Origin of the sequence: Pseudomonas sp. SJZ078, from assembly GCF_007828255.1 — a bacterium.
Lineage (GTDB): Bacteria > Pseudomonadota > Gammaproteobacteria > Pseudomonadales > Pseudomonadaceae > Aquipseudomonas.
This window is the reverse complement of the sequence record NZ_VIUG01000039.1, coordinates 23,544-44,850: the sequence shown is the minus strand read 5'-3', so window position 1 is coordinate 44,850 and position 21,307 is coordinate 23,544. Positions and strand designations below refer to the sequence as shown.

Here is a 21,307-nt window from a genome sequence, read left to right as displayed (position 1 = left end):
ATCTAACTCATTGAAACTCAAAGAGTTTTCCGTTTCGACTGCGCCGGAAGTGGGGCGAATTATAGAGACTCAGAATCTGCCGTCAACACCTATTTTCATGTTTCTGTCATATCGGTCAAAAAACCCATAAACAAGAAGGCCGACGCTTGAGCGCCGGCCTTCTTGTTTATCCATTACAGACTGGGAAACGCGAACTGCGAAGCTTCATGGCTGGCGCGTTGTGGCCAGCGTTGGGTAATGGCCTTGCGACGGGTATAGAAACGCACGCCATCCGGACCATAGGCATGCAGGTCGCCAAACAACGAACGCTTCCAACCGCCGAAGCTGTGATACGCCACAGGCACAGGCAGCGGTACGTTGACGCCCACCATCCCCACTTCAATCTCATCGCAGAACAAGCGCGCCGCTTCGCCATCGCGGGTGAAGATGCAGGTGCCGTTGCCATATTCGTGATCGTTGATCAGCTGCATGGCCTCTTCCAGGCTGTTGACCCGGACAATGCACAGCACCGGACCAAAGATTTCTTCTTTATAGATGCGCATCTCTGGCGTTACGCGATCGAACAGGCAACCACCCAGGAAGAAGCCGTCTTCGTGGCCTGTCACGCTCAGGCCGCGGCCGTCGACTACCAGCGAAGCACCGGCCGAAACGCCGTCCTCTATATAGCCGCTGACCTTGTCGCGATGCTGGCCGGTTACCAACGGCCCCATGTCCAGGCCACAGGAAGTACCGGCACCGATTTTCAGCGCCTGGATCTGCGGCACCAGCTTGGCCACCAGCGCATCCGCCACCTGGTCGCCCACACAGACAGCCACCGAAATCGCCATACAACGTTCGCCGCACGAACCATAGGCCGCCCCCATCAACGCATTGACTGCGTTGTCCAGGTCGGCATCCGGCATCAGCACCGCATGGTTCTTCGCCCCGCCCAATGCCTGGACGCGTTTGCCGCGACGAGTCCCCTCGGCGTAGATGTATTCGGCAATCGGCGTCGAGCCGACAAAACTCAACGCCTTCACTTCCGGCGCCTCGATCAGCGCATCCACGGCAACCTTGTCGCCATGTACGACACTCAGTACGCCCTCAGGCAATCCGGCTTCCAGCAGCAATTGTGCAATCAGCAGTGTCGAGCTCGGGTCACGCTCGGATGGCTTGAGAATGAAGCAGTTACCGCAAACGATCGCCAGCGGATACATCCACAGTGGAACCATCGCCGGGAAGTTGAACGGGGTGATACCCGCCACGACGCCCAACGGCTGAAAATCCGACCAGGCATCGATGTTCGGCCCTACGTTGCGGCTGTATTCGCCCTTCAGGACTTCTGGAGCCGCACAGGCGAACTCGACGTTCTCGATACCCCGCTTGAGCTCTCCGGCGGCATCTTCCAGGGTCTTGCCGTGTTCTTCGCTGATCATTTGCGCGATACGCGACTCGTTCTGTTCCAGCAATTGCTTGAAACGAAACATTACCTGGGCGCGCTTGGCCGCCGGTGTCTTGCGCCAGGCCGGGAATGCTGCGGTGGCGGCATCAATGGCTTGTTGAACGGTCGCGCGATCGGCCAGCGACACCTTGTGGATAGCCTGGCCAGTGGATGGATTGAAAACGTCCGCTGTACGCGTGTTGTCGCTTATCAGCTCGCCATTGATCAGATGCGGGATGAGGCTCATGGGGACTCCAGAATTTTTTTATCCACAGACGCCCGCGACCGGACGCCTGTCATTGAAGTTGATAGAGAAGACGTCAGTCGAGCTTGTTCAGCACTTCACCGACCGCGTCGAACAGGCGATCCAGATCCTGTGGCTTGCTGTTGAAGGTTGGCCCGAACTGCAAGGTGTCGCCACCGAAGCGCACATAGAATCCGGCCTTCCACAACGCCATGCCGGCCTCGAACGGACGCACGATCGCATCGCCGTCCCGCGGAGCGATCTGGATGGCGCCGGCCAGGCCGAAGTTGCGGATGTCGATCACATTCTTCGCACCTTTGATCCCATGCAAGGCGTTCTCGAAATGTGGCGCGATTTCGGCCACGCTCTGCACCAGGTTTTCCTTCTGCAGCAGATCCAACGCCGCCAGGCCCGCCGCACACGCCACCGGGTGCGCCGAATAGGTGTAGCCGTGGGGAAACTCCACCGCGTACTCAGGCGTCGGCTGGCTCATGAAGGTCTGGTAGATCTCACTGCTGGCAATGACCGCCCCCATGGGAATCGCACCGTTGGTGACTTGCTTGGCGATGCACATCAGATCAGGCGTCACACCGAAACTCTCTGCACCAAACATCGAACCGGTGCGACCGAAACCGGTGATTACTTCATCGAAGACCAGCAGGATATTGTGCTGGTCGCAGATCTGCCGCAGGCGCTTGAGGTAGCCCTCCGGCGGAACCAGCACACCGGCTGAGCCGGCCAACGGCTCGACGAAGACGGCCGCGATATTGGAAGCGTCGTGCAGCTCGATCAGCTTCAGCAGCTCATCGGCCAGGGCAATGCCGCCCTCTTTCGGCATACCACGAGAATAGGCATTGCTCGCCAACAAGGTGTGGGGCAGGTGATCGACGTCCGCCATCGCCTGGCCGAACAGTTTGCGGTTGCCACTGACACCGCCCAGGCTGGTACCCGCGATGTTCACGCCGTGGTAGCCGCGGGCACGGCCGATCATTTTGGTCTTGGTGGCCTGGCCCTTGAGACGCCAGTAGGCGCGAACCATCTTCACCGCCGTATCGGCGCACTCGGAACCGGAGTCAGTAAAGAACACATGATTGAGACTGCCCGGCGTCAGGCTGGTGATTTTTTCCGCCAGTTGGAACGACAGCGGATGACCATATTGGAATCCTGGAGAGTAATCGAGGGTACCCAATTGTTTGGCGACCGCCTCCTGGATTTCCTTGCGGGTGTGCCCAGCGCCGCAGGTCCAAAGACCCGACAGCGAGTCATAGACCTTGCGCCCGTGTTCATCGATCAGCCAGCTGCCCTCGGCACCGACGATCAGCCGCGGGTCGCGCTGAAAATTACGGTTGGCGGTGTAAGGCATCCAGTGGGCATCGAGTTTGAGCTGACTGGCCAGAGAACTGGTCGCGTGTTCGGGCATGTTCATCGACAAAACCTCGCAAGATTTGAACGGTATCGGGGCAAAAGCCTGGTTGCGACTAAGTTGCCACGACGATAAAGTCGGTGAAATCCAACTTTTCTAACCTTCAGAAAGTAGATTACTAAACTATGAGCGTTCGCCGCCCCGATCCGCTGGCGCAGGTCAGCGACTTTGATATTCGTCTGCTGCGCATCTTCCGTAGCGTAGTGGAATGCGGGGGATTTTCCGCGGCGGAAACGGTGCTGGGTATCGGCCGTTCGGCCATCAGCCAACAGATGAGCGATCTTGAACAGCGCCTGGGCCTGCGTCTGTGTCAGCGTGGGCGTGCGGGATTCTCGCTGACCGAAGAAGGTCGCGAGGTCTATCAGTCGGCCCTGCAACTACTAAGCGCCCTGGAAAGCTTTCGCACCGAGGTCAACGGACTGCATCAACACTTGCGCGGCGAACTGAACATCGGCCTGACCGACAACCTCGTTACCCTTCCCCACATGCGCATCACTCATGCCCTGGCCCAATTGAAGGAGCGCGGGCCCGATGTGCAAATCCAGATTCGCATGATCGCCCCCAACGAAGTCGAGCAAGGGGTTCTCGACGGGCGCCTGCACGTCGGTGTGGTCCCTCAGGCCAGCGCCCTTTCCGGGCTGGAATACCAGCCGCTCTACAGCGAACGTTCATTGTTGTATTGCGCAGTCGGGCATCCACTGTTTTATGTGGACGACCTGCAGCTCGATGAAGCCCGCCTCAACAGCCAGGATGCCATTGCCCCCACCTTTCGCCTGCCGGCCGACATCCAGGCCCACTACCAAGCGCTCAATTGCACCGCCAGCGCATCGGACCGCGAAGGCATGGCGTTCCTGATTCTCACCGGTCGCTATATCGGTTACCTGCCGGATCACTACGCCAACGTCTGGGTCCAGCAAGGCCGGTTACGAGCCTTGAAACCCTCGACGCGATTCTATGACCTGAGCCTGGCCTCGGTAACACGCAAGGGCCGCCGTCCTCATCTGGTGCTGGAGAGTTTTCTCGAGAGCCTGGCGGCAACCCGCTGACACGTTCGCCTTTTGTGGCAACAATACTTGTCGGATCGGTGCCGGTGCGCTATCAACGCATTTGCTTGCCCACAGACCCAGCCCGGAAACGCCCATGACCTTTGAAGTCCCAGCCCACGGTGGCAAGACCACCGGCCGCATTCGTCAGAAGAACGAAGAGACCATCCTCAAGGCTGCCGAAGATGAATTCGCCCGGCACGGATTCAAAGGCACCAGCATGAATACCATCGCGCTGAACGCCGGACTGCCCAAGGCGAACCTGCACTATTACTTCACCAACAAGCTCGGGCTATACGTGGCGGTGCTGAGCAACATCATCGAGCTGTGGGACAGCACCTTCAATACCCTCACCGCCGAGGATGACCCGGCCGAGGCGTTGACCCGCTATATTCGCGCAAAGATGGAGTTTTCCCGTCGCCAACCCCAGGCGTCACGGATCTTCGCCATGGAAGTGATCAGCGGCGGCGAGTGCCTGACCGAATACTTCAACCAGGACTACCGCGCCTGGTTCAACGGCCGCGCGGCGGTGTTCCAGGCGTGGATCGACGCCGGCAAGATGGACCCGATCGACCCGGTGCATCTGATCTTCCTGTTATGGGGCAGCACCCAGCACTACGCCGATTTCGCCACCCAGATCTGCCGCGTGACCGGCCGCAGCAAGCTGAGCAAGCAAGACATGACCGACGCCGGTGACAACCTTATCCGCATCATTCTCAAAGGCTGCGGCCTGACACCCACCCTCTAAGACGCTCATGCCCTTTACTCTCGTCGGCTTTTGCGAATACCGCGAAGAAATTCGCAAAAGCCGCTTCATCACCTTCGCAGCCCCCGTTACCAGCCCCGCCGATGCCCAAGCCTTTATCGAACAACACAGCGACCTGAACGCCACGCACAATTGCTGGGCCTGGAAGCTGGGCGATCAATATCGCAGCAACGACGATGGTGAACCAGGGGGCACCGCCGGGCGCCCGATCCTGGCGGCTATCGAAGCTCAGGCTTGTGATCAGGTCGTGGTGCTGGTGATCCGCTGGTATGGTGGGATTCAGTTGGGTACCGGTGGACTGGCCCGTGCCTATGGCGGTGGTGCGAACAAGTGCCTGCAAAATGCCGAAAAGCTTGAACTGATCAGCCGTGTGCCCCTGCACTGCACCTGCGGGTTCGCGGAACTGGCCCTGGTAAAACTGCGGGTGGCCGAATGCGGCGGCCTGATCCATACGGAAGGGTTTACCGCCAACGGCGTTGAACTGCAATTGGCGGTGGGGGAAGGCCAGATCGATACGCTGCAAAAGAAACTGGCCGATTTGAGCCGCGGACGGATTCTACTGGAGCGTTCAGCTTGATTTGCCCACATCTGCTGTGCGCCTGCTTGTGGATAACCTGAGCACATTCGCCTGTAACCCTTCTGTCATGCGGGTTTGCGAGGGTTGCTCATTTTTTATCCAAATCTTTGTCCAAGCCTGAAATAAACTAGCAAAACAAACGCTTGCAGCGAGTTATCACCTTTAGACAAAAGCCGCCCGGTGCTTATGCCCAAGTTTCCAGTTTGCGCACAATAATTGTGGAGCAAGCTGTGGATAACCCGTTCATGGCTCACTCGACCCCAAGAAGAACATGGCTCCCAGGCGCTTGTTCACTTTTTAACCATTCGTTAACGAGTGATCATGCCTCCAATTTGAACTCGTGTTCTCGCCACGCACGGGTAACAGTTGGACAACACCCCACACTAATTCGAGGAACAGAAAAATCCACACCAGCGCGCTGGCGCCGTGCAGCAGCGCGTAAAACATCCAGGACGCAAACAGGAACCGCCCCGCCGCGTCATACCGTCCGTACAGCGGTCGCGGATCGCGAATCCGCAGCACCGACCATACGCAAACGATCGAGCCCAGCAGATTGGCCATCAACAGGTGCATAGGCGCAAACGGCGGCAGCGCGCCAGGCAGGTCGAGCATCTGGGTCATGCCCAGCAACCAGCCGTGCAGGGCGGCAAAGGTCCATGGCGTGGCAAATGCTGCGGTTACGATCAGGTCGTACCAGGCGCTACCGAGCACCACGCGACGATATTGCGGTGAAGTCCACATAGGCATTGCTCCATATAATCAAGGAGCGAAAAGCCTAAAGCCTGGGGTATGCTCCAAGGTCAAGCTTTCTGGAGATTGCCATGCGAATCGGTGAACTGGCCCAAGCCTGTGCCGTCAGCCGCGACACGCTGCGCTTCTACGAGCAGCTCGGGTTGATTGCGGCGGGACGCAGCGCCAATGGGTATCGCGACTACCCCGAAGACATGGTGCAACTGGTGCTCTATATCAAGACAGCCCAACGCCTGGGCTTTACCCTCGGTGAGATTGGCAGCAGCGTTGCCACCGTGCGGCAGGCCCCCGACCCGGACCTCGCCGTGGCTCATCTGCTGCAAAACAAACTGAACCTGATCGAAACCCGCATGACCGAACTCGACGCGTTGCGTCATGAGCTGAAACAACGGCTCGGACAACGTTGTCCATTAAATCCGTGACCATTTCTTTCAAGGATGCCTTCCATGAATTCGGCAAGAAACGCATTGATCATCGGCGCCTCCCGGGGCTTGGGCCTTGGCCTGGTGAAGACATTGCTGAGCGATGGCTGGAACGTGATCGCCACCGTGCGCAACCTACAGAATGCAGAGGCGTTGAAGGCGCTGGGCCCGGTGCGGATCGAAAAACTCGACATGGACGACCAGCAAGCCGTGATCGCCTTGAGTCAACAGCTCAAGGACGAAACCTTCGACCTGCTGTTCGTCAACGCCGGCGTCAAAGGCCCCGATAACCAGGGTCCCAACGGCGCGACCCTGGCCGAGGTCGGCCAGTTGTTCTTCACCAACGCGGTGGCCCCGATCAACCTGGCCCAGCGTTTCGTCGGGCAGATCCGCGACGGCAGCGGCGTGCTGGCGTTCATGAGCTCGGTGCTGGGCAGCGTGACCATGCCCGACGCCCCGGAACTGGCGCTGTACAAAGCAAGCAAAGCGGCCCTCAACTCCATGACCAACAGTTTCGTCAGCCAACTGGGCGATCAGGCATTGACCGTCCTGTCGCTGCACCCGGGTTGGGTGAAAACAGACATGGGCGGTGAGGGGGCAGACATCGACGTCGAAACCAGTACCCGTGGCCTGATCGATCAGGTCAACGCCTTTGCCGGCCGGGGTGGGCATCACTTCGTCAACTACAAGGGCGAGACGATTCCCTGGTAAAAACCGAACCTTCCCTGTGGGAGCGGGCTTGCTCGCGAAGGCGGTGTTTCAGTCGACATTGATGGTGAATGTCATTCCGCTTTCGCGAGCAAGCCCGCTCCCACAGCTGGTCGATGCTGGGCACTGGATATGTACACCGCGACCTGAGTAAACTCCGCACCTCGCCCCTTGCGGCGACCCTGGATCAGCAGACAGGGCATCACTGAGCTGGCTAACCTGAACCCACTTTCAGAGGAGCCGGCCACCATGCCTGCGACCCGTACCTGGTTAAAGAACCCCCTCGCCATTTTCACTGCCAACGGCCTCGACGCCCGTGGCGGCCTGGTCCTGCAGGACGGCGTAATCGTCGAACTGCTGAGTATCGGCCAATCCCCCACCCAACCCTGTGACCATGTCTTCGATGCCCGTGAGCATGTGATGCTTCCGGGATTGATCAACACCCATCACCACTTCTACCAGACCCTGACCCGTGCCTGGGCACCGGTGGTGAACCAGCCGCTGTTCCCATGGCTGAAAACCCTCTACCCGGTGTGGGCGCGGTTGACGCCGGAAAAACTCGCCCTGGCGACCAAGGTGGCCTTGGCCGAATTGCTCTTGTCGGGCTGCACCACGGCGGCCGATCACCATTACCTGTTTCCCGAAGGTCTGGAAAATGCCATCGATGTGCAGGTGCAAAGTGTGCGCGAACTGGGCATGCGAGCGATGTTGACCCGAGGTTCCATGAGCCTGGGCGAAGCCGACGGCGGCCTGCCGCCGCAGCAGACCGTGCAACAAGGCCAAGTGATTCTCGACGACAGTCAGCGGCTGATCGACCGCTACCACGAACGGGGCGATGGGGCGCGGATCCAGATTGCCCTGGCGCCCTGCTCGCCGTTCTCGGTCACTCCCGAAATCATGCAAGCCAGCGCCGCCCTGGCGGATCAACGGGACGTCCGCCTGCACACACACCTGGCCGAAACCCTCGACGAAGAAGACTTCTGCCTGCAACGCTTCGGCCTGCGCACCGTGGATTACCTGGACAGCGTCGGCTGGCTCGGTCCGCGTACCTGGCTGGCCCACGGCATTCACTTCAATCCCGAGGAGATCGCCCGGCTCGGCGCCGCCGGCACCGGTATCTGCCACTGCCCAAGCTCCAACATGCGCCTGGCCTCGGGTATTTGCCCCACCCTCGAACTGACCGCCGCCGGCGCTCCGCTCGGTCTCGGCGTGGACGGTTCGGCCTCCAACGATGCCTCGAACATGATCCTCGAAACCCGCCAGGCGCTGTACATCCAACGCCTGCGTTATGGCGCGCAAGCGATCACACCGGAGCAGGTACTCGGTTGGGCAACCCGGGGGTCGGCAAAGCTGCTTGGGCGTAGCGACATCGGCGAACTGGCCGTCGGCAAGCAGGCAGATCTGGCGTTGTTCAAGCTCGACGAACTGCGCTTCTGCGGCAGTCACGATCCGGTCTCGGCGCTGCTGCTGTGCGGCGCGGATCGAGCGGATCGGGTGATGGTCGGCGGGCAATGGCGGGTGATCGACGGTCAGGTCGAAGGCCTGGATTTGAAAGGCTTGATCGCCGATCACAGCCAGGCGGCGCGGGAGCTGATCGCCGGAAACTGACCACATAGAAAATTAATGTGGGAGCGGGCTTGCTCGCGAAGACAGTGTTTCAGTCGACATCAAAGGTGAATGACACTCCGCTTTCGCGAGCAAGCCCGCTCCCACATCTGGCTCTGCGCAGCACCTAAAGGCCGAGCAGCGACAACATGATAAACGTCGCAAACAGCACGAAGTGGGTCATGCCTTCAATGGCATTGGTTTCGCCGTCGTTGAGATTGATCGCGCTGACAATCAGGGTGATGAAGATCATCACCGTCTGCACCGGGGTCATGGCCATCTGGAAAGGTTGGCCGGTGTAAAGCGCCATGGCTTCCATCACCGGCACCGTCAGGATCACTGTCGACAGCGAGGCCCCGAGCGCGATGTTCACCACCGACTGCATGCGGTTGGCGAGGGCAGCGCGCAGGGCGGTGAGAATCTCCGGAGCCGCGGAAATGGCCGCCACCAGAATGGCCGTGACCACCGGCGGCGCTCCCGATCCTTCCAGTCCCAGGTCGATAGCCTTGGACATGACCTCGGCCAACGCACCGATCACCACCACCCCAAACACCAGCGCCCCAATGGAAAACGCCAGGCTGATGGGCGGCGGCTCGTTTTCCACCGGCTCCTTGCGACGGCGTTTTTCCGGGTAGCTATAGCTGAAGAAGTAGCTGTGTGGTCCCACCTGCATGCGCAGGAACAGTGTATACAGCACGAGCATTGCGCCAATGGTGAACGCCGAATATTGCTTCCAGTTCTCCTGGGGAATGAACTCCGGCACCACCATCGACACGCCCATGGCGGTAAGGATCATCACGCTGTAGCTGCGCGCCGAGTCATCGTTGTAGACCTGTTCGCCATGCTTGAGCCCGCCCATCAGCGCCGCAAGCCCGAGAATGCCATTGATGTCGAGCATCACCGCCGAATAGATCGTATCGCGCACCAGGGTCGGTGACGCTTCGTTGCTCATCATGATCGCCAGGATCACCACTTCCACCAGCACTGCCGACAGGGTCAGGATCATGGTGCCGTAAGGATCGCCAACCTTTTCCGCCAGCAACTCGGCGTGGTGGGCCACACGCATCGAGGCCGCGACGATGAAGCCGATCAGTATCAGACCGCCAACCAGTGCCACGGCCTGCCCGCTGCCCAACAGCCAGTGCTCCAGCGGGTAGGCGACGGCGGCGGCGAGCAGGGCCAGCACCAGCAGCTTTTCTTGCTTGATCAACGTGAGCATCACAGGCCTATCACCGTACACGAGGTATGACCTACTAGACTGTAGGGGGCCGTGAACGTTTCGTCGGCAGTGACACTCACTTTCAGGTCAGCGCAGGGCTCTTCGCGGGCGAGTCCTGCCTTCACAGTGGATCGGCCGGTCAGGTTTTTTCCAGACATTGCGGCAAGCCCCTGTAGAATGCCCGCCATCGATTCACTGATGAGAACAGAGCATGTACGACTGGTTGAACGCCCTGCCCAAGGCTGAACTGCACCTGCACCTGGAGGGTTCGCTGGAGCCCGAGCTACTGTTTGCCCTGGCCGAGCGCAACAAGATCGCCCTGCCTTGGAGCGACGTCGACACCTTGCGCAAGGCCTACGCCTTCAACAACCTGCAGGAATTCCTCGACCTGTATTACCAGGGCGCCGACGTGTTGCGCACCTCCCAGGACTTCTACGACCTGACCTGGGCCTACCTGTTGCGTTGCAAGGCGCAGAACGTGATCCACACCGAGCCGTTCTTCGACCCGCAGACCCACACCGATCGTGGTATTCCCTTCGAAGTGGTCCTCAACGGCATCGCCGCCGCCCTCAAGGACGGTGAACAGCAACTGGGTATCACCAGCGGTCTGATCCTGAGTTTCCTGCGCCACCTGAGCGAAGAACAGGCCGAGAAAACCCTCGACCAGGCGCTGCCGTTCCGCGATGCCTTCGTCGCAGTCGGCCTGGACAGTTCGGAAATGGGCCATCCGCCCAGCAAGTTCCAGCGGGTGTTCGACCGGGCCCGCAACGAAGGTTTCCTGACCGTCGCCCACGCGGGCGAAGAAGGTCCACCCGAATACATCTGGGAAGCCCTGGACCTGCTGAAGATCCAACGCATCGACCACGGTGTCCGGGCCATCGAAGACGAGCGGTTGATGCAGCGGATCATCGACGAGCAGATTCCGTTGACGGTATGCCCGTTGTCCAACACCAAGCTGTGCGTGTTCGACGACATGTCGCAGCACAACATCCTCGACATGCTCGAACGTGGCGTGAAGGTGACAGTGAACTCCGATGACCCGGCGTACTTCGGCGGCTACGTCACCGAAAACTTCCACGCCCTGCACACCCATCTGGGCATGACCCAGGACCAGGCCAGACGCCTGGCGCAGAACAGTCTGGACGCGCGGTTGGTGAAGCCTTAAGCCCTACCCCTGCTCTCCTGTGGGAGCGGGCTTGCTCGCGAATGCCCAACGTCAGTGGCATAAATATCGGCTGACACACCGCTTTCGCGAGCAAGCCCGCTCCCACAAGGGGCCATGCTCAATTGGTTACCGTCCCCTCCCCTCGCTCAACTCCTCCAGCGTCTTGCCCCGCGTCTCCATTCCGAACAACCAGACCACAGCCGCCGCCACCACGAAGCACAGCGCGCCCAGGCCGAACACGCCGCCCTGCCCGGTAATCGGAAAGACCAGCCCGGTCACCAGTGGCCCCAGCAGCGAACCGATACGACCAATCGCCGAGGCGAAACCCGAGCCCGTTGCCCGTGCCGAGGTGGGATACAGCTCCGGTGTGTAGGTATAGAGCACCGCCCACATGCCGAACAGGAAAAACTGCATCAGCAATCCGCTGCCGATCAGCAGCCCGACATTGCCACCGAATACCGCACTCTGCCCGTAAAGAAAGGCCATCGCCCCGCCGCCCAACAGGGTGATGACACATACCGGTTTACGCCCCCAGCGCTCCACCAGCCAGGCAGCCATCAGGAAACCGGGAATCCCGCCCAGGGAAATCAGCACGGTGTAATACACCGACTGGGTCACGGCGAACCCCGACTGCTGCAACAACGCGCTGAGCCAGGACGTCAGCCCGTAGAAGCCGAGCAAGGCAAAGAACCAGACGCTCCAGATCATCATCGTGCGTTGGCGATACAGCGGCGACCAGATCTGCGCCAGCGCCGAGAAGAAAGTACCCGGCGTACTCGCCAGCCTCGGCAGGCGAACCGGCTCCGGCAAGTCCTGGCGGCCCAGCGAAGCCCGGACCTTGTCTTCGATTCGGCGCAGCACGGCATCCGCCTCGTCATCCCGCCCGGCCTGTTCCAGCCAACGGGGCGACTCGGGAATAAAGAAACGAATCGCCAGGACAAACACCGCCGGCACCGCCAGGACCAGGAAGATATCGCGCCAGCCGACTACCGGCAGAAGGAAATACGACAGCACCCCCGCCGCGACGAAGCCCAGCGGCCAGAAGCCGTCCATCAAGGCGATGTAGCGGCCCCGGCGCTTGGCCGGGATCAGTTCCGAGAGCATCGACTGGGCAATCGGAAACTCCATACCCATGCCAATGCCCAGCAGGACACGAAACAGCGTCAGGGTCTCGACATCCTGGGCCGTGGAGCAGAGATAACTGGCGATGCCCCACAGTACGATACTCCATTGGAACACCGGTTTGCGACCGAACCGATCCGCCAGCATGCCCGACAGCGAAGCGCCCACCACCATGCCAAAAAAGCTGGAGCTGGCGAGCAAACCTGCCTGGGCCGTGCTCAGGCCAAACTCGGTTTTGATCGAGCCGAGCAGGAACGTCATCATCGCCAGGTCCATGGAGTCGAAGAAGAACGCCAAGGCAATAATGATGAAGATGATTCGGTGATAGCCACTGATGGGCAGTCGCTCCAGGCGTTCCGCCGCGCTGTACCCGTGATTGTCCATGGTGCATCCCCCAGTCCGATAGATTCCCGGGCGAGTGTGCGCGAACCTCGCGGGTGGCTATTGCTGAATGCGACCTGTTGACAGGCCTAGAGCGCCATTTCCAACGTATCCTGCCGGGCGAATCGATGGATTTCCTGCTGGCCGAGCACGGTCACCTGCAAGGCTCGCGAGTCATTGGGCAGGCTCAGCCAGCCGGATTGCATGAACAGTTGCAGCAACGCAGCCCCCAGCGCGCCCCCCAGGTGCGGCCGGCGTTCGCTCCAGTCCGGGCAGGCGCAGGCGATGCGGGCATTGCGATGGGCCAGGGCCTGGATGAACAGGCCATGCCCGGCCAGCTGGCTCGCCCCCTTGTGAGTGACGATCACCCGCTGCTCGCATTGCTCGATCCATGCTGCGTCCAGCAGGCGCTGGTACAAATCGGCCGCCAGAGTGCCACCAAGATGATCGTCGCAGAGCCGGGCTCGCAACAACGAGGCGGGGGCCGACGGCGCCTTGTTCGAGATGACGCCGCGCTTGAAGACATCCGGAATCTGCCGTGGCGCGCTGGCCAGGGTCGCGCTGGCCAGGGCTTCGACCGCCGCACCGATCTCCGGCGCGGCCAGGCGGAAAAACCGCTTGCGTCCCCTGGCTTCCACCTTCAACAGGCCACCGGCGGATAGGCGTCCCAGATGGGCGCTGGCCGAGGACGGCGACAACCCGGCCAACAAGGCCAGTTCTTCGGCCTGCCGGGCCGTACCGTCCATCAAGGCCCACATCATTGCGCTGCGCTTGGGGTCGGCCAGCAGCGTGGCGATCTGGCTGATGCAAGGTGCATGTTCCATGTATTCACTCCCTGTTGAATCATTCGTCTACTGCTCTTGATGCGCGATGCCGCGCCGATTCAGGCGGCCGCTAGTATAAGCGTGCAGATCAAGCTTTCCTGTCCTCCGGAAACCTTTGGAGGCGATTGTTCGTGAGGGAAAATTCTCTATTTGCCCGCGACTATTGGCCGATTGCCGTCGAGAGCGGAAATTGCGCCGTCAATTCACCACACCGGGCCTGGAGCATCTCCCGCAAAAGCTTGACGGGCTTGCTCAGCTGCGCCCGGTGAGCGCACAGCAGATTGAGCGGCGCGCGCTCGCAATGCAGGTGCGGCAGAAGGATCTTCAGACGCCCGGCCAGCACATCGGTCGACACGTCCATCCATGATTTGTAGGCAACGCCCGCACCGGCCACTGCCCAGCGCCGCACCACATCGGCATCGTCACTGAAGCGGTCGCCGCTGACGGTGAGGCTCACTTCCCGCTTGCCGTCGTGAAAGCACCAACGGTCATGAACCCGGGTACCGAGCATGTACAACAGGCAATTGTGTTGTGCCAGTTGTTCGAGCTGGTGGGGTTCGCCATGACGGGCCAGATAGTCCGGCGCGGCACACAACACCCGCCGGTTGTCCGCCGCGACAGGCAAGGCCACCAGGCTGGAATCCTCCGGCTCCCCGTAACGCAACGCGATATCCACCGGTTGCTTGAACAGGTCGGCAATACGGTCACCCAACAGCAGCCGTACCGTGAGCCTGGGATGTTCGCGCTGGAAGTCATCCAGCCAGGGCAGCAGCAGATTGCGTCCCAGGTCCGACGGCGCGGATAGCTGCAGGACACCGCTGACTTGGTCCTGGCCGCTGGTCAACAGCCGTCGCCCCTCATCCAGGCTGCCCAACGCCGCCCGGGCATATTCGAGAAAACTTTCCCCTTCGGCAGTCAGGCGCAGGCTACGAGTGGAGCGCGCCAGCAGACGGGCACCGAGGTGCTGCTCGATGCGTTTCAACGCGGCGCTGGCCACCGCGGCCGACAGATCCATGACCCTGGCAGCGGCAGAAAGACTGCCCAGATCCGCCGCCCGGACAAACAGCTGCAGGTCATCGAATCGAAGCATGGCGACTCCATTATCAAAAAAATTTTGAAAGAGCCTGTTCTTTTAGCCGGTTTTATCGCGTCGATAAATAGCTAAACATGGGTGCCATCGAACTCACCTCACGGAGCCCGCTTCATGAAAGCCATCGCCTACTACCATTCGTTGCCGATCACCGACCCGCAATCGCTGCAGGATATCGTGTTGCCCGACCCGGTCGCTGGCCCCCGGGATCTGCTGGTCGAAGTCAGAGCCATTTCGGTGAATCCGGTGGACACCAAGGTCCGTCAGAACGTCCAGCCCGAAGAAGGCGCCGCCAAGGTGTTGGGTTGGGACGTGGCTGGGGTGGTCAAGGCCGTGGGCAACGAAGTCTCCTTGTTCAAGGCCGGTGACAAGGTGTTCTATGCCGGCTCCATTGCTCGCGCGGGCGGCAACAGCGAACTGCATGTCGTGGATGAACGCATTGTCGGCCACATGCCCAGGACCCTCGGTTTCGCCGAAGCGGCGGCGCTGCCACTGACCGCCATTACCGCCTGGGAACTGTTGTTCGAGCGGCTGCAGATCCAGGAAGGCCAAGGCGCTTCGGACCAAAGCCTGTTGATTGTCGGCGCAGCGGGAGGCGTGGGCTCGATCCTGACGCAACTGGCCAGCCAGCTCACCGCACTGAAGGTCATCGGTACCGCCTCCCGTCCGCAGACGCAGGATTGGGTGCGAAGCCTGGGCGCCGATCTGGTGCTCGATCACAGCCAACCACTGAGCGTGGTCATGAAGGAAGCAGGTCAGCCACAGGTTACCCATGTCGCCAGCCTGACCCAGACCGACCAGCACCTGGAGCAGTTGGTCGAGGCCCTGGCGCCCCAAGGCAAACTGGCATTGATCGATGATCCCAAGTCCCTGGACGTGACCAAACTCAAGCGCAAGAGCCTGTCCTTGCATTGGGAGTTCATGTACACCCGTTCGCTGTTCGAGACGGCCGACATGATCGAACAACACAACCTGCTCAACCGTGTTGCCGAGCTGATCGACGCCGACACCTTGAAGACCACCGTCGGCGAGCACTTCGGCACCATCAATGCCGAAAACCTGCGCCGGGCCCACGCGCTGCTGGAAAGCGGGAAAGCCAAGGGCAAGATCGTGCTCGAAGGTTTCTGATCGCCCATACTGGCCCTCAAATCCCCTCGCCACAAATAAATTCCTAACCACAATGATTGCTCGTCAAAAAAGATCGAACCGTCAGTCCGAGAATTGACCGTTGTCACAATTGCGATTGCATTCCGGTCTACACTCGAGGCCTTTGCAACGCAATCTTTTACGTGAGGAGGTCAGCAATGAAGATCCTGATAAAAGAAGTGGCAAAATCCCAATGGCAAGTGCGTCTTGACCAGCACGCCGTCACCTTCCGCACCGAGGCCGAAGCCAAGGCCTTCGCCACCACCCTGCAAGCGCGCATTCACGCGCCGCATCACTTCCCCGAACGGCAACAACGCACGGCCTGCTGAATCAGCCCTGGCGGCTGGCGTGTGCCAGCGCCTGGGCATTTTGCAGGCGGCGGGTCAGCATGGCCGCGCTCACCACCAATAGCCCGCACAGGCTGATGACCATCGCCATGGGCACCGCGCTGCCGTCGTGCAGGGCCGCCACCAGCGCGGCGGCCCCGGCGGCCACAGAAAACTGCAGGGATCCCAGCATCGCCGAGGCACTGCCGGCCCGGGCTCCCTGACCATTCATGGCGCAGGCAGAAGCGTTGGGAAGGATGCACCCCAGGCTGGCGATACAGATGAACAATGGAATCAGCAATGGCCATAGATGCTCAGGGTGCAAGGCGCTGACGGCCAGCAGGCTCAACCCCGCGGTGAAGTAGACCCACACCGCACGGCTCAGCAGAAAAGCCGGGCCACGCTTGGATAGCAACCGGGCATTGACCTGCGCCACCAGGATGAAGCCTGCCGCGTTAGTACCGAACAGCCAACCGAAGTGTTCGGCCGGTACGCCATAAAGCTTGATGAACACGAAAGGCGAACCGGCGATGTACGCGAACATCCCGGCGATGGCGATCCCGCCCGTCAAGGCATGCCCCAGGAACACCGAGTCGGTCAACAGCCTGCCGTACTGGCGCAACGCCCCCGACAGTGGTTGTCGAGGCACATGGGCCGGCAGGCTCTCGGGCAGCCACAGGGCCACGGCCGTCGCCGCCACAGCGCTGAACAGGGTCAGGCCGATGAAAATCGATTGCCAGCCATGCAGGTTCACCAGCAACCCGCCAAGCATCGGCGCGAGAATCGGCGCCAGGCCCATCACCAGCATCAGTTGCGAGAACACCTTGGCCGACCCCACCGCATCGCATTTGTCGCTGACCACGGCCCGGGAAATCACCATCCCGGCACATCCACCCAGGGCCTGGACGAAGCGCGCGCCGATCAGCCATTCGAGGCTTGGCGCATAGGCGCAGGCCAGGGAGGCCAGGGTGAACAGACCGACCCCGACCAGCAGTGGAGTCCGCCGCCCGAAGCGATCCGCCACCGGCCCGTAGGCCAACTGTCCGATGGACAGGCCGAGGAAATAGGCGGCCAGGGTCAGTTGGATGTGTTTTTCATCCGTGCCGAAGGCGCTTGCCATGGCCGGGAACGCTGGCAGATAGAAGTCGATCGCTAAAGGACCGAAAGCGCTCAAGGCGCCAAGAATCAGAATGGTACGAAGGTTCATTGGGCGTCCGTCAGGCATCAGTCAGCAGCCCGACAGTCTAGCCCTGCCGGGCGCTCTTGAACATTCTGATAGGTCGCTAACGATTAAAAAATATTCAGGCGAAGCTGACCTCATAGCCTTCTTCCCGGATGACCTCGATCAGGGTGTTGGCCGGCAACGAACTCTGGACCTGGACGGTCCTGGCGCCCAGGTCGATTTGCACATCGGCCGCCGGATCCCTGGCCTGTACAGCCTGGGTGATGGCCTTGACGCAATGACCGCAGGACATGCCCTGGACATTGAAAGTTTGCATCGGGTGACTCCTTGGCGATGGAAGTTGCCGGCAGTTTCAAGCTTGCCATCGTGGCAAGGTCAAGTTCTGATGAAAACTGCCGGGCTGGCAATTGCCGTCGCGCTCGGCCAAGCTGCCACTATCAAGGATTCCACACCGGAGGTTCGGCCATGCGCTGGTCAGCGTTCAGCCTGTTTTGCATGTTAGGTTTTTCAGCGATGGCCCCCCAGGCCTCAGCCGCCGGGGAAGATTACGGTGTGCTGATCATTTCCCGGGAACGACTGGAAGTGTCGACGTCCTGCGAGATCGGCATCTACATCCAGGATCAGCTCACCGCCCGGCTCTTCCAGGAAGACAGCACCTCCTTCAACTTGCCCGCGGGCCGGTTCTCCCTGCGCCTGAAGCTGTTGCCTGGGCAGGCACCGGGTTGCAATCCGGGTATGCTCGCACCGGGTTCCCAAGAGATTACGATCAGGGCCGGTGACATCCTGAAGTACCGTATCGCCATGAATGAACAAGGGATGTACCTCAAGCAGGCCGGGCTCGGTTACTGACCTCTCCCCAAAGGCTGGAAGAGGTTTTTGGATTGGCGCTTGACCTTGCCAGCATGGCAAGGTTGATCCTGTAGTCATTCACTACAGGGAGCCTGCCCCATGTCCGAATCCACCACTTTCGACCTGCCGATTGCCGGCATGACCTGCGCCAGCTGCGCCGGGCGGGTCGAGCGGGCCTTGAACAAAGTCGCTGGAACCCGTGCCGTCAGTGTGAACCTGGCGACTGAGCAGGCGCGGGTCCAGGCCTCCGAGCAGAGCTTGCCGGCCTTGATAGAGGCCGTTGAACAAGCGGGCTACCATGTGCCTGTCCAAACCCTGGAACTGAATATCGGGGGGATGACCTGCGCCTCGTGCGTGGGGCGCGTCGAACGTGTTCTGGGCAAAATCCCCGGCGTTAGCGGTGTCAGCGTCAACCTTGCCAACGAACGGGCCCACCTCGAACTGCTCGGACAGGTCGATCCGCAAATCCTGATCGATGCAGTGAAGCGCGCCGGTTACGAAGCCAGTGTCTGGCAAGCCCAGCAGCCCCATGACACTCAGCCCCGTCAGCTGAATCGTGAGCGCCTGATCCTGGTGTTGGCGATCCTGTTGTCTGTGCCGTTGGTGCTGCCGATGCTGCTGCAGCCGCTGGGTGTGCACTGGATGCTCCCGGCCTGGGCGCAGTTCGCCCTCGCCACGCCGGTGCAATTCATCTTCGGTGCGCGCTTCTACGTCGCGGCCTTTAAAGCCGTGCGGGCCGGGGCCGGTAACATGGACCTGCTGGTGGCCCTGGGCACCAGCGCCGGCTACGGCTTGAGCCTGTATGAATGGGCCATTGCCCGCCCCGGCAGCATGCCGCACCTGTATTTCGAAGCGTCGGCGGTGGTGATTGCCCTGGTCTTGCTGGGCAAATACCTGGAAAGCCGCGCCAAGCGCCAGACCGCCAGCGCCATTCGCGCCCTCGAAGCCTTGCGGCCGGAGCGAGCGATCCAGGTGATCGATGGCCAGGAGCGGGATGTCGCCATCAGCGCCCTGCGCGTAAATGACCTGGTACTGGTCAAGCCCGGCGAACGCTTTCCGGTGGACGGTGAAGTGTTGGAGGGCCAGAGCCACGCCGACGAAGCGCTGATCAGTGGCGAAAGCCTGCCGGTGCCCAAACAACCCGGCGACAAGGTCACCGGTGGCGCCATCAACGGCGAAGGTCGCCTGCTGGTGCGCACCCAGGCTCTCGGTACCGAGACGGTCCTGGCGCGCATCATCCGCCTGGTGGAAGACGCCCAGGCGGCCAAGGCTCCGATCCAGAAGCTGGTAGATAAAGTCAGCCAGGTCTTCGTGCCGGTGGTCCTGCTGCTGGCCCTGGCGACACTGGTCGGCTGGTGGTTTTATGGCGCACCACTGGAGACCGCGCTGATCAACGCCGTCGCCGTGCTGGTGATCGCCTGTCCCTGTGCCCTGGGCCTGGCGACACCCACAGCGATCATGGCCGGCACGGGCGTGGCAGCGCGCCACGGAATCCTGATCAAGGACGCCGAGGCGTTGGAGCGTGCCCATGAAGTCGATACGGTGGTGTTCGACAAGACCGGAACCTTGACCTCCGGTACTCCGCGCATTGCTCATTCAAAGGCCCTGGACGGTGACGAAGCCAGCCTGTTGCAACTGGCCGGCGCCCTGCAACGCGGCAGCGAACACCCCCTCGCCAAAGCCGTGCTGGACGCCTGCGCCGAGCGTGGCCTGAGCGTGCCGGCTGTCAGCGACAGCCAGGCCCTGCCCGGACGCGGCATTGCCGGCAGCCTCGATGGGCGCCGGCTGGCCCTGGGCAACCGGCGCCTGCTGGACGAGTCGGGCCTGAACGCCGGCTCGCTGGCCGACTCGGCTCAGGCCTGGGAAACCGAAGGCCGAACCTTGTCCTGGTTGATCGAACAAGGCGCGACGTCAAGGGTGCTGGGGCTGTTTGCCTTCGGCGACACCCTCAAGCCTGGCGCGCTCGCGACCGTGCAAGCCTTGGACGAGCGGCGCATCACCAGCCATTTGCTCACGGGCGACAACCGTGGCAGCGCCCAGGTGGTATCCCAGTCACTGGGGATCGTCAACGTGCATGCCGAAGTGCTGCCCGCAGACAAATCCGCCATTGTCCTTGAGCTGAAGAAAAACGCCGTGGTGGCAATGGTCGGGGACGGCATCAACGACGCCCCGGCCCTGGCCGCCGCAGACATCGGCATTGCCATGGGCGGCGGCACCGACGTGGCGATGCACGCCGCCGGCATCACCCTTATGCGCGGCGACCCGCGACTGGTGCCGGCGGCATTGGAGATCAGCCGCAAAACCTACGCCAAGATCCGCCAGAACCTGTTCTGGGCGTTCGTCTATAACCTGATCGGCATCCCATTGGCGGCCTTCGGCCTGCTCAACCCGGTGCTGGCCGGCGCGGCCATGGCGCTGTCGAGCGTCAGCGTGGTGAGCAATGCGTTATTGTTGAAATTCTGGACCCCCGAGCACCTGGAGGACAAACGATGAACATCGGCCAAGCGGCGCGCCAGAGCGGCCTGAGTGCGAAGATGATCCGCTACTATGAGTCCATCGGATTGCTCAGGGCGGCCCATCGCACCGACAGCGGCTACCGGGTCTACGGCACCGATGACTTGCACACCCTGGCCTTTATCAAACGCTCCCGGGACCTGGGCTTTTCCCTGGAAGAGGTCGGCAAGCTGCTGACCCTCTGGCAGGACCGGCAACGGGCCAGCGCTGATGTCAAGGCCCTGGCCCGGCAACACATCGACGAACTGAACCAGAAAATCCGCGAACTGGCCGAACTGCGCGACACCCTGCAGGACCTGGTGGAACACTGCCACGGCGACCACCGCCCGGACTGCCCGATTCTCAAGGAACTGGCGTCGGGATGCTGCAAGGAGACGGCCAATGCCTGACACCCAGCCCCACAGGGATTGGCGGTGAGCACGGATGTTCTGCTCACCCGAGATCAGGGTGGGAGCGAGCCTGCTCGCGAAGACGGCGGCACAGTCAACATCCATCCAAGCTGACCCACCGCTATCGCGAGCAGGCTCGCT

At 61.3% G+C, this 21,307-nt stretch carries 21 protein-coding genes; 12 read left to right on the top strand and 9 right to left on the bottom strand.

Annotated features, from left to right (window positions below):
- Positions 1-173: 173 nt before the first annotated feature.
- Positions 174-1,667 carry a CoA-acylating methylmalonate-semialdehyde dehydrogenase gene (locus FBY02_RS24865; protein WP_144930829.1) on the bottom strand — a complete coding sequence of 498 codons (1,494 nt, stop codon included), beginning with the start codon at positions 1,665-1,667 and terminating at the stop codon, positions 174-176.
- 73 nt (positions 1,668-1,740) lie between these two features.
- Positions 1,741-3,090: an aspartate aminotransferase family protein gene (locus tag FBY02_RS24860; protein WP_144930827.1), complete on the bottom strand. Its 1,350-nt coding sequence runs from the start codon at positions 3,088-3,090 to the stop codon at positions 1,741-1,743.
- A 122-nt stretch (positions 3,091-3,212) separates the two neighbouring features.
- Here FBY02_RS24860 and FBY02_RS24855 point away from each other — a divergent pair, with 122 nt between their 5' ends.
- The 3 genes from FBY02_RS24855 to FBY02_RS24845 all read left to right on the top strand — a co-directional run bounded on the left by FBY02_RS24855 (position 3,213) and on the right by FBY02_RS24845 (position 5,473).
- Positions 3,213-4,133 carry a LysR family transcriptional regulator gene (locus tag FBY02_RS24855; RefSeq protein ID WP_144930825.1) on the top strand — a complete coding sequence of 307 codons (921 nt, stop codon included), beginning with the start codon at positions 3,213-3,215 and terminating at the stop codon, positions 4,131-4,133.
- 94 nt (positions 4,134-4,227) lie between these two features.
- Positions 4,228-4,878 (top strand): TetR/AcrR family transcriptional regulator, encoded by a 651-nt coding sequence (locus FBY02_RS24850; protein WP_144930823.1) that lies wholly within the window; start codon positions 4,228-4,230, stop codon positions 4,876-4,878.
- Positions 4,879-4,885: 7 nt separating this feature from the next.
- Entirely contained in the window at positions 4,886-5,473 is a 588-nt protein-coding gene (locus FBY02_RS24845) for a YigZ family protein (RefSeq protein WP_144930821.1), read from the top strand.
- Positions 5,474-5,770: 297 nt separating this feature from the next.
- Here FBY02_RS24845 and FBY02_RS24840 read toward each other — a convergent pair whose 3' ends face one another.
- Positions 5,771-6,214, bottom strand: coding sequence for a hypothetical protein (locus FBY02_RS24840; protein ID WP_144930819.1), 444 nt, complete (start codon positions 6,212-6,214; stop codon positions 5,771-5,773).
- Between the two features lie 80 nt (positions 6,215-6,294).
- Between FBY02_RS24840 and FBY02_RS24835 the strand changes: the two genes are divergently transcribed.
- The 3 genes from FBY02_RS24835 (at position 6,295) to FBY02_RS24825 (ending at position 8,961) form a co-directional block, all read left to right on the top strand.
- Complete coding sequence (locus tag FBY02_RS24835; protein WP_055128415.1) at positions 6,295-6,645, top strand: MerR family transcriptional regulator; 351 nt, start codon at positions 6,295-6,297, stop codon at positions 6,643-6,645.
- A 24-nt stretch (positions 6,646-6,669) separates the two neighbouring features.
- Positions 6,670-7,356 (top strand): SDR family oxidoreductase, encoded by a 687-nt coding sequence (locus FBY02_RS24830; protein ID WP_144930817.1) that lies wholly within the window; start codon positions 6,670-6,672, stop codon positions 7,354-7,356.
- A gap of 246 nt (positions 7,357-7,602) precedes the next feature.
- Positions 7,603-8,961 (top strand): 8-oxoguanine deaminase, encoded by a 1,359-nt coding sequence (locus FBY02_RS24825; protein ID WP_144930815.1) that lies wholly within the window; start codon positions 7,603-7,605, stop codon positions 8,959-8,961.
- Between the two features lie 124 nt (positions 8,962-9,085).
- Here the strand turns inward: FBY02_RS24825 and FBY02_RS24820 are convergent, their stop codons facing one another.
- Positions 9,086-10,177 carry a calcium:proton antiporter gene (locus FBY02_RS24820; RefSeq protein ID WP_144930814.1) on the bottom strand — a complete coding sequence of 364 codons (1,092 nt, stop codon included), beginning with the start codon at positions 10,175-10,177 and terminating at the stop codon, positions 9,086-9,088.
- A gap of 211 nt (positions 10,178-10,388) precedes the next feature.
- On the opposite strand from FBY02_RS24820, the gene FBY02_RS24815 reads away from it, so the two are divergent.
- Positions 10,389-11,342 carry an adenosine deaminase gene (locus FBY02_RS24815; RefSeq protein WP_144930812.1) on the top strand — a complete coding sequence of 318 codons (954 nt, stop codon included), beginning with the start codon at positions 10,389-10,391 and terminating at the stop codon, positions 11,340-11,342.
- A 126-nt stretch (positions 11,343-11,468) separates the two neighbouring features.
- On the opposite strand, the gene FBY02_RS24810 is transcribed toward FBY02_RS24815, so the two are convergent.
- The 3 genes from FBY02_RS24810 to FBY02_RS24800 form a co-directional block, all read right to left on the bottom strand.
- A complete protein-coding gene (locus tag FBY02_RS24810) occupies positions 11,469-12,848 on the bottom strand; it encodes an MFS transporter (RefSeq protein WP_144930810.1) in 1,380 nt (459 codons plus the stop codon).
- A gap of 86 nt (positions 12,849-12,934) precedes the next feature.
- Entirely contained in the window at positions 12,935-13,669 is a 735-nt protein-coding gene (locus tag FBY02_RS24805) for a helix-turn-helix transcriptional regulator (RefSeq protein WP_144930808.1), read from the bottom strand.
- Between the two features lie 160 nt (positions 13,670-13,829).
- Positions 13,830-14,759, bottom strand: a complete 930-nt coding sequence (locus tag FBY02_RS24800) for a LysR family transcriptional regulator (protein ID WP_144930806.1) — start codon at positions 14,757-14,759, stop codon at positions 13,830-13,832.
- Positions 14,760-14,873: 114 nt separating this feature from the next.
- On the opposite strand from FBY02_RS24800, the gene FBY02_RS24795 reads away from it, so the two are divergent.
- Together FBY02_RS24795 and FBY02_RS28170 are read left to right on the top strand one after the other, a co-directional pair.
- The gene (locus FBY02_RS24795; protein WP_144930804.1) at positions 14,874-15,887 is read left to right on the top strand and encodes a zinc-binding alcohol dehydrogenase family protein; all 1,014 of its coding nucleotides are present in this window, start codon (positions 14,874-14,876) and stop codon (positions 15,885-15,887) included.
- A gap of 176 nt (positions 15,888-16,063) precedes the next feature.
- A complete protein-coding gene (locus FBY02_RS28170) occupies positions 16,064-16,234 on the top strand; it encodes a hypothetical protein (protein WP_162843622.1) in 171 nt (56 codons plus the stop codon).
- Position 16,235: 1 nt separating this feature from the next.
- Here the strand turns inward: FBY02_RS28170 and FBY02_RS24790 are convergent, their stop codons facing one another.
- Both FBY02_RS24790 and FBY02_RS24785 read right to left on the bottom strand, forming a co-directional pair.
- Positions 16,236-17,438, bottom strand: coding sequence for a multidrug effflux MFS transporter (locus FBY02_RS24790; RefSeq protein WP_144930802.1), 1,203 nt, complete (start codon positions 17,436-17,438; stop codon positions 16,236-16,238).
- Between the two features lie 94 nt (positions 17,439-17,532).
- Positions 17,533-17,730: a heavy-metal-associated domain-containing protein gene (locus FBY02_RS24785; RefSeq protein ID WP_144930800.1), complete on the bottom strand. Its 198-nt coding sequence runs from the start codon at positions 17,728-17,730 to the stop codon at positions 17,533-17,535.
- A 149-nt stretch (positions 17,731-17,879) separates the two neighbouring features.
- On the opposite strand from FBY02_RS24785, the gene FBY02_RS24780 reads away from it, so the two are divergent.
- The 3 genes from FBY02_RS24780 (at position 17,880) to cueR (ending at position 21,166) form a co-directional block, all read left to right on the top strand.
- Entirely contained in the window at positions 17,880-18,263 is a 384-nt protein-coding gene (locus FBY02_RS24780) for a hypothetical protein (protein ID WP_144930798.1), read from the top strand.
- Between the two features lie 99 nt (positions 18,264-18,362).
- Entirely contained in the window at positions 18,363-20,756 is a 2,394-nt protein-coding gene (locus tag FBY02_RS24775) for a heavy metal translocating P-type ATPase (RefSeq protein WP_144930796.1), read from the top strand.
- On the top strand, positions 20,753-21,166 hold the full coding sequence (gene cueR / locus FBY02_RS24770; protein WP_144930794.1) for a Cu(I)-responsive transcriptional regulator: 414 nt from the start codon (positions 20,753-20,755) through the stop codon (positions 21,164-21,166). The genes FBY02_RS24775 and cueR overlap by 4 nt, the downstream gene beginning before the upstream one ends.
- Positions 21,167-21,307 lie beyond the last annotated feature (141 nt).

Excerpts from the sequence above, each read along its gene's own strand:
- FBY02_RS24865 (WP_144930829.1), bottom strand. The coding sequence starts at position 1,667 with ATGAGCCTCATCCCGCATCTGATCAATGGCGAGCTGATAAGCGACAAC.
- FBY02_RS24860 (WP_144930827.1), bottom strand. The coding sequence starts at position 3,090 with ATGAACATGCCCGAACACGCGACCAGTTCTCTGGCCAGTCAGCTCAAA.
- FBY02_RS24855 (WP_144930825.1), top strand. The coding sequence starts at position 3,213 with ATGAGCGTTCGCCGCCCCGATCCGCTGGCGCAGGTCAGCGACTTTGAT.
- FBY02_RS24850 (WP_144930823.1), top strand. The coding sequence starts at position 4,228 with ATGACCTTTGAAGTCCCAGCCCACGGTGGCAAGACCACCGGCCGCATT.
- FBY02_RS24845 (WP_144930821.1), top strand. The coding sequence starts at position 4,886 with ATGCCCTTTACTCTCGTCGGCTTTTGCGAATACCGCGAAGAAATTCGC.
- FBY02_RS24840 (WP_144930819.1), bottom strand. The coding sequence starts at position 6,214 with ATGTGGACTTCACCGCAATATCGTCGCGTGGTGCTCGGTAGCGCCTGG.
- FBY02_RS24835 (WP_055128415.1), top strand. The coding sequence starts at position 6,295 with ATGCGAATCGGTGAACTGGCCCAAGCCTGTGCCGTCAGCCGCGACACG.
- FBY02_RS24830 (WP_144930817.1), top strand. The coding sequence starts at position 6,670 with ATGAATTCGGCAAGAAACGCATTGATCATCGGCGCCTCCCGGGGCTTG.
- FBY02_RS24825 (WP_144930815.1), top strand. The coding sequence starts at position 7,603 with ATGCCTGCGACCCGTACCTGGTTAAAGAACCCCCTCGCCATTTTCACT.
- FBY02_RS24820 (WP_144930814.1), bottom strand. The coding sequence starts at position 10,177 with ATGCTCACGTTGATCAAGCAAGAAAAGCTGCTGGTGCTGGCCCTGCTC.
- FBY02_RS24815 (WP_144930812.1), top strand. The coding sequence starts at position 10,389 with ATGTACGACTGGTTGAACGCCCTGCCCAAGGCTGAACTGCACCTGCAC.
- FBY02_RS24810 (WP_144930810.1), bottom strand. The coding sequence starts at position 12,848 with ATGGACAATCACGGGTACAGCGCGGCGGAACGCCTGGAGCGACTGCCC.
- FBY02_RS24805 (WP_144930808.1), bottom strand. The coding sequence starts at position 13,669 with ATGGAACATGCACCTTGCATCAGCCAGATCGCCACGCTGCTGGCCGAC.
- FBY02_RS24800 (WP_144930806.1), bottom strand. The coding sequence starts at position 14,759 with ATGCTTCGATTCGATGACCTGCAGCTGTTTGTCCGGGCGGCGGATCTG.
- FBY02_RS24795 (WP_144930804.1), top strand. The coding sequence starts at position 14,874 with ATGAAAGCCATCGCCTACTACCATTCGTTGCCGATCACCGACCCGCAA.
- FBY02_RS28170 (WP_162843622.1), top strand. The coding sequence starts at position 16,064 with ATGAAGATCCTGATAAAAGAAGTGGCAAAATCCCAATGGCAAGTGCGT.
- FBY02_RS24790 (WP_144930802.1), bottom strand. The coding sequence starts at position 17,438 with ATGAACCTTCGTACCATTCTGATTCTTGGCGCCTTGAGCGCTTTCGGT.
- FBY02_RS24785 (WP_144930800.1), bottom strand. The coding sequence starts at position 17,730 with ATGCAAACTTTCAATGTCCAGGGCATGTCCTGCGGTCATTGCGTCAAG.
- FBY02_RS24780 (WP_144930798.1), top strand. The coding sequence starts at position 17,880 with ATGCGCTGGTCAGCGTTCAGCCTGTTTTGCATGTTAGGTTTTTCAGCG.
- FBY02_RS24775 (WP_144930796.1), top strand. The coding sequence starts at position 18,363 with ATGTCCGAATCCACCACTTTCGACCTGCCGATTGCCGGCATGACCTGC.
- cueR (WP_144930794.1), top strand. The coding sequence starts at position 20,753 with ATGAACATCGGCCAAGCGGCGCGCCAGAGCGGCCTGAGTGCGAAGATG.